Source organism: Vibrio sp. 10N.261.52.C11 (assembly GCF_041471405.1).
Taxonomy (GTDB): Bacteria; Pseudomonadota; Gammaproteobacteria; order Enterobacterales; family Vibrionaceae; genus Vibrio; species Vibrio crassostreae_C.
In genome coordinates, this window is record NZ_JBFROI010000029.1 from 167,273 (window position 1) to 173,272 (window position 6,000).

Below are 6,000 nucleotides of genomic sequence, written 5' to 3' on the forward strand. Positions count from 1 at the left end.
ATCATCGACAGATAAATCACAAATACAAAAAGGGTTGCTATTTAGCAACCCTTTCTCTTTTTACTTTACGAATCAAAGCTCATCATAGATTCAAACTAGTTAATGTTAGGACCTAACCACTTCTCGGCTTCTAACATATCCCAACCTTTGCGGTCAGCATAGCTATCCACTTGATCCTGTTGAATCTGTGCAATAGCAAAGTATCTAGCATCAGGGTGTGAGAAATACATACCAGACACTGAGGCACCAGGCCACATCGCGTAGCTTGTCGTTAATGACATATCGATTGCCTTTTCAACGTCCATCAGCTCCCACAACGTACCTTTCTCTGTATGCTCTGGGCAAGCAGGGTAACCTGGAGCTGGACGAATACCTTGGTATTTCTCTCGAATCAAATCGTCGTTAGACAAATTCTCATCTGGCGAGTAACCCCAAATATCCTTTCTCACTTCTTTATGCAGATATTCCGCGAACGCCTCAGCCAATCGGTCAGCAACCGCCTGAATCATAATCGCGTTGTAGTCATCGCCTTTCGCTTTGTATTCATCAGCCAGCTCTCGCTCACCAATACCACCCGTAACCGCAAAGCCACCAATCCAATCCGCTTTACCGCTTTCTTTTGGCGCAATGTAATCAGACAAACAGTAGTTAAAGCCTTTTGGTTTCTCTGTTTGTTGACGAAGATTGTGTAGAACTTTTAGAACTTCGGTACGAGATTCATCGGTATACACCTCAATATCATCACCAACACTGTTCGCTGGGAACATGGCACACATACCACGCGCTTCAAGCAGCTTCTCTTTCTCTACGCGATCCAGTAAATCATTAGCATCTTTGAATAAACGTTTTGCCTCTTCACCCACTTCTTCATGATCAAGGATTGCAGGGTATTTACCAACCAATGACCATGTCATAAAGAATGGAGTCCAATCGATGTACTGACGCAAAGTTGCCACATCAAAATCATTGAAGATGTGAACTCCCGGCTTAGCGGGTGCCGGTGGCGTATACGCATCCCAATCGATAGCAACTTTATTGGCACGAGCTCTTTCAAGCGTGACAGGCTTGGTACGAGGCTTCTTACGATTGTGCTGATCTCGAACGCGATCGTAATCGATATCCAGCTTCTCAACGAAAGCGGGTTTCAATTCATCAGAAAGTAGTGAAGTACAAACACCCACTGCACGCGAGGCATTATTTACGTATACAACAGGTTCTGAATAATTCTGCTCAATCTTAACTGCTGTGTGAGCTTTAGATGTGGTTGCGCCGCCAATCAGAAGAGGCAGCTTAAAACCCTGTCTCTCCATTTCTTTAGCAACATGTACCATTTCATCAAGAGACGGTGTAATCAGCCCAGACAGGCCAATAATGTCGACATTCTCTTCTTTCGCTACCTTGAGAATCTTCTCGCAAGAAACCATCACACCTAAGTCGATAATTTCGTAGTTATTACACTGTAAAACCACACCAACGATATTTTTACCGATATCGTGAACGTCACCTTTAACGGTCGCTAACAAAATCTTACCGTTAGTTGCGCCCACTTCTTTGGATGCATTAATGAATGGTTCTAAATGGGCAACCGCCTGTTTCATCACACGCGCAGACTTTACAACCTGTGGTAAGAACATCTTACCTTCACCAAACAGGTCACCAACAACGTTCATTCCGTCCATTAGAGGACCTTCAATCACTTCAATAGGACGAGAGGCATTAACACGAGCTTCTTCGGTATCTTCAACAATAAAGTCGGTGATACCTTTTACCAAAGAGTGCTCCAAACGCTTCTCTACAGGCCAAGTTCGCCACTCTAATGCAGATTTATCTTCAACCTTACCAACAGCACGCTCTAGGTATTCGGTCGCCATATCCAGCAATCTTTCAGTCGAATCATCACGACGGTTTAGTACCACATCTTCAACAGCATCACGCAGATCTTCTGGAACATTATCGTAAATTTCCAACTGGCCAGCGTTTACAATGCCCATATCCATACCGTTTTTAAAACAGTGATATAGGAATACCGCGTGAATAGCCTCACGGACGTAGTTATTACCACGGAATGAGAATGAAACATTCGACACACCGCCAGAGATCATCGCATGCGGGAGATCGCGTTTGATGTCTCCTACTGCTTCAATGAAATCAACCGCATAGTTATTATGCTCATCGATACCAGTAGCCACTGCGAAAATATTCGGGTCAAAAATAATATCTTCTGGTGGGAAACCGACTTCATCAACAAGAATGTTGTAGGCATTGGTACAGATTTCGACTTTACGCTCTCGAGTATCAGCCTGCCCGACTTCATCAAACGCCATCACGATGACAGCAGCACCATAACGACGAACTAATTTGGCTTGCTCAACAAACTTCTCTTTGCCTTCTTTTAGAGAGATTGAGTTAACGATGCCTTTGCCTTGAATACACTTTAGGCCAGCTTCGATAACTTCCCACTTAGAAGAATCGACCATAACAGGTACTTTCGAGATTTCAGGTTCTGAAGCACATAGATTCAGGAATTTAACCATACACGCCTCGGCGTCTAGCATCCCTTCATCCATGTTGATATCGATAATCTGAGCGCCATTTTCGACTTGCTCGCGAGCAACACTCAATGCTTCGTCGTAAAGCTCTTCTTTGATCAAACGCTTGAAACGCGCAGAACCAGTGACATTGGTCCGCTCACCTACATTCACGAACAAAGATTCTTTAGCTATCGTCAGTGGCTCTAGTCCCGAAAGACGACAAGAAACTGGTAAGTCTGGCAATTGACGCGGCGTTACACCTTCAACGGCCTCAGCCATTTCACGGATATGCTCTGGAGTAGTACCACAACACCCACCAATTAGGTTCAAGAAGCCACTTTCAGCCCACTCTTTAACATGTTCAGCCATATCCTCAGGAGAAAGGTCATACTCGCCAAATGCATTAGGCAAACCCGCATTAGGGTGAGCAGAAACATTGCACTCTGAGATACGAGACATCTCACCGACATACTCACGCAGTTCATCAGGGCCCAATGCACAGTTCAATCCAAATGAGATTGGTTTTACATGACGAAGGGCGTTGTAGAATGCTTCTGTCGTCTGTCCTGAAAGGGTACGACCTGATGCATCAGTGATGGTACCGGAAATCATCACTGGCAGACTGATACCTACTTCTTCGAAAACAGATTCAACCGCAAAAGCACACGCTTTCGCGTTTAACGTATCAAAGATAGTTTCAATAAGAATTAAATCTGAACCGCCCTTAATGAGCGCGCGAGTCGATTCAGAATAAGCTTCAACCAGTTCGTCAAAGCTAACATTACGGTAACCTGGATCGTTTACATCAGGGGATATAGAACAAGTTCGGTTGGTAGGGCCTAATACACCCGCTACGAAGCGAGGTTTATCTGGGGTCTTTGCAGTCCATTCATCAGCTGCTTCACGAGCAAGCTTGGCAGCAGCAAAGTTAATCTCTTCACTAAGGCTTTCCATATCATAGTCGGCCATAGCGATGGTTGTAGCGTTAAAGGTATTGGTTTCGAGGATGTCAGCCCCAGCTTCCAAGTATTCTGAATGGATATCTTTGATAAGCTTAGGCTGTGTAAGAACTAAAAGGTCATTGTTGCCCTTTAAGTCACTGTGCCAATCAGCAAAGCGTTCACCACGATAGTCTTGCTCTTCCAATTTATAATCCTGAATCATGGTGCCCATGCCACCATCAATCAGTAAAATTCGTTGCTTCAACAGAGCGTCAATCTTTTGCCTTACATTACTTCCCACGGTACAACCTCATTCCTTTAATTATCCCTCCATCCTATCACACATTAAAAAGGAGTCTAGACGTCTAAAAAAGGAAATTGATTACTGAGTCATGGCAAAAAAATGTTTGCTATTTGAGCATGAGACAACGAAAATTCATATTCATACTTTGTTACATGTTGGAATCCCAATGTCGGTCTATTACACCTTATGCTTCTTGTCCGCTGCAGCCATGCTTATTGCTTTCGTGAATACAAAAATTGGTAAAATGCAGACAACCATCGCCATCACAGCAGGCTCAATGATGTTATCTCTATTGATTATCATTGCGGGACAAAACAATTGGTTCCAATTGGCTGACATCGCCTCAGAAACCGTTGCCAGTATCAATTTTGAAGATTTCCTTCTAAAAGGGATATTAGGATTCTTACTATTTGCAGGCGGTTTGGGAATCAAATTACCAAACCTAAAAGACCAGAAATGGGAAATAACAGTACTCGCGTTAGGTGCTACGCTGTTTTCAACATTCTTTATCGGTTTTGTGCTGTACGGGTTTTGCCAGTTCATCGGTATTCAATTTGATCTGATTTACTGCCTACTCTTTGGCTCGCTAATCTCTCCAACCGATCCCATCGCCGTGCTAGCAATAGTAAAGAAACTCGACGCTCCCAGAAGAATCTCTACTCAAATCGAGGGAGAATCTCTATTCAACGATGGTTTTGGCTTAGTTATCTTCGTAACCCTATTTACTATCGCATTCGGCACAGAAGCGCCAACCGTCGGTAGTGTGACCATGCTATTCGTTCAAGAGGCGATTGGCGGCATTGTCTATGGTTTTGTTTTAGGTCTTGTATTCCACTACCTAATCAGCAATACCGATGACCACTCGATGGAGTTGCTATTAACCATCGGCATCCCAACTGCTGGTTATGCGTTTGCTGAAGTTCTACATGTATCAGGACCATTAGCGATGGTGGTCTCAGGTATCATGATTGGTAACTGGACTCGCTTTATCGGATTCTCAAAAGAGAGTGAAGATCACTTAGATCATTTCTGGGAATTGATAGATGAATTCTTAAACGGCGTATTATTCCTACTAATTGGTATGTCGATGCTGTTATTCAAATTCCACCAAGAAGATTGGATCTTAATGGCTTTCGCAGTCCCTCTAGTATTGAGTGCACGTTACTTGAGTGTTTTCTTGTCTTACATCGGATTTAAACGCTTTAGAACTTACAACCCGTGGTCGATTAAGATTCTAACTTGGGGTGGTTTACGCGGTGGCTTAGCACTAGCCATGGCACTTTCAATCCCTTCAGGTATCTGGGTAATTGAAGACAAAGCAATCGATGTTAAAGAGATAATCCTTGTCATGACATACGCCGTTGTTGTGTTCTCTATTCTAGTTCAAGGCTCAACAATCACTCCTATGATAGAGAAAGCAAAACAAGCAGAGAAAGAGCTAGATTAATATCTAAATAGATCAACCAAGGCCGCCTACTTTAGGTGGCCTTTTTTATACCTAATGAAAGTCAAACTCGCCAATTCCCTCACTGAAGTTATCGTTGAAAGGTATGCGTGGAACATAGAGATTATATCGATATTTGATACCGCGAGTATTTGAGTAGTCGAAAGCCTTGTTGTGGGTATCCAGAACTCTTTAAGTAGGTTAAGTCATACAGAGAACTCGTTCTTGTGCGCACTCGCTAGTCTACCCAATAACCCACTCTCAAGTTATATAAGCTTCAATCGAAAGACTTCACCTTTCACCTGGAAACAAAAATAACGGGACTCAACGTCTCGCTAGAATAGCGTTAGTTATTAACAGGACTGTGGAGCTAGATGAGTGGTGAACGGTTTGAACTAAGTCATTAAATACCGCAAGGCTGCACTAAATCAGTGTTCGATAGAGATAGCTAAAGGAACACATGGTACTTCAAGTGATACTTGTAAAAATGACAGGAATAAAAAGCGCTAGCATTTCTGCCGAGACGTGCAGACTAGAGTCTTAAATATGGCCAGGCTGGAATGAGTAGGCACTCCGGAGATTCGAGCACGCAGGTGAGCTAGGAGCGCCTAGTTATCCCAACATTACTTCGTAGAAGCAGCAGATACAAAAAAGCCCCAGTATTTCTGCTGAGGCTTAGTATATGGAAAGGTTGGAGGTTTAGACTCCCAACACGCGCTGTTTTGGTAAGTAGGAGAATCCGCGGCTTTGCTAATGGCGTATATTATACCAATCCGGAAA

Annotated in this window: 2 protein-coding genes; one reads left to right on the plus strand and one right to left on the minus strand. The window is 43.4% G+C overall.

The window, feature by feature from the left end:
- Positions 1 to 95 precede the first annotated feature (95 nt).
- Positions 96 to 3,773, minus strand: coding sequence for a methionine synthase (metH, locus tag AB4323_RS12650; protein WP_372152622.1), 3,678 nt, complete (start codon positions 3,771 to 3,773; stop codon positions 96 to 98).
- A gap of 169 nt (positions 3,774 to 3,942) precedes the next feature.
- Between metH and AB4323_RS12655 the strand changes: the two genes are divergently transcribed.
- Positions 3,943 to 5,223, plus strand: coding sequence for a sodium:proton antiporter (locus AB4323_RS12655; protein ID WP_017061334.1), 1,281 nt, complete (start codon positions 3,943 to 3,945; stop codon positions 5,221 to 5,223).
- Positions 5,224 to 6,000: the final 777 nt, after the last annotated feature.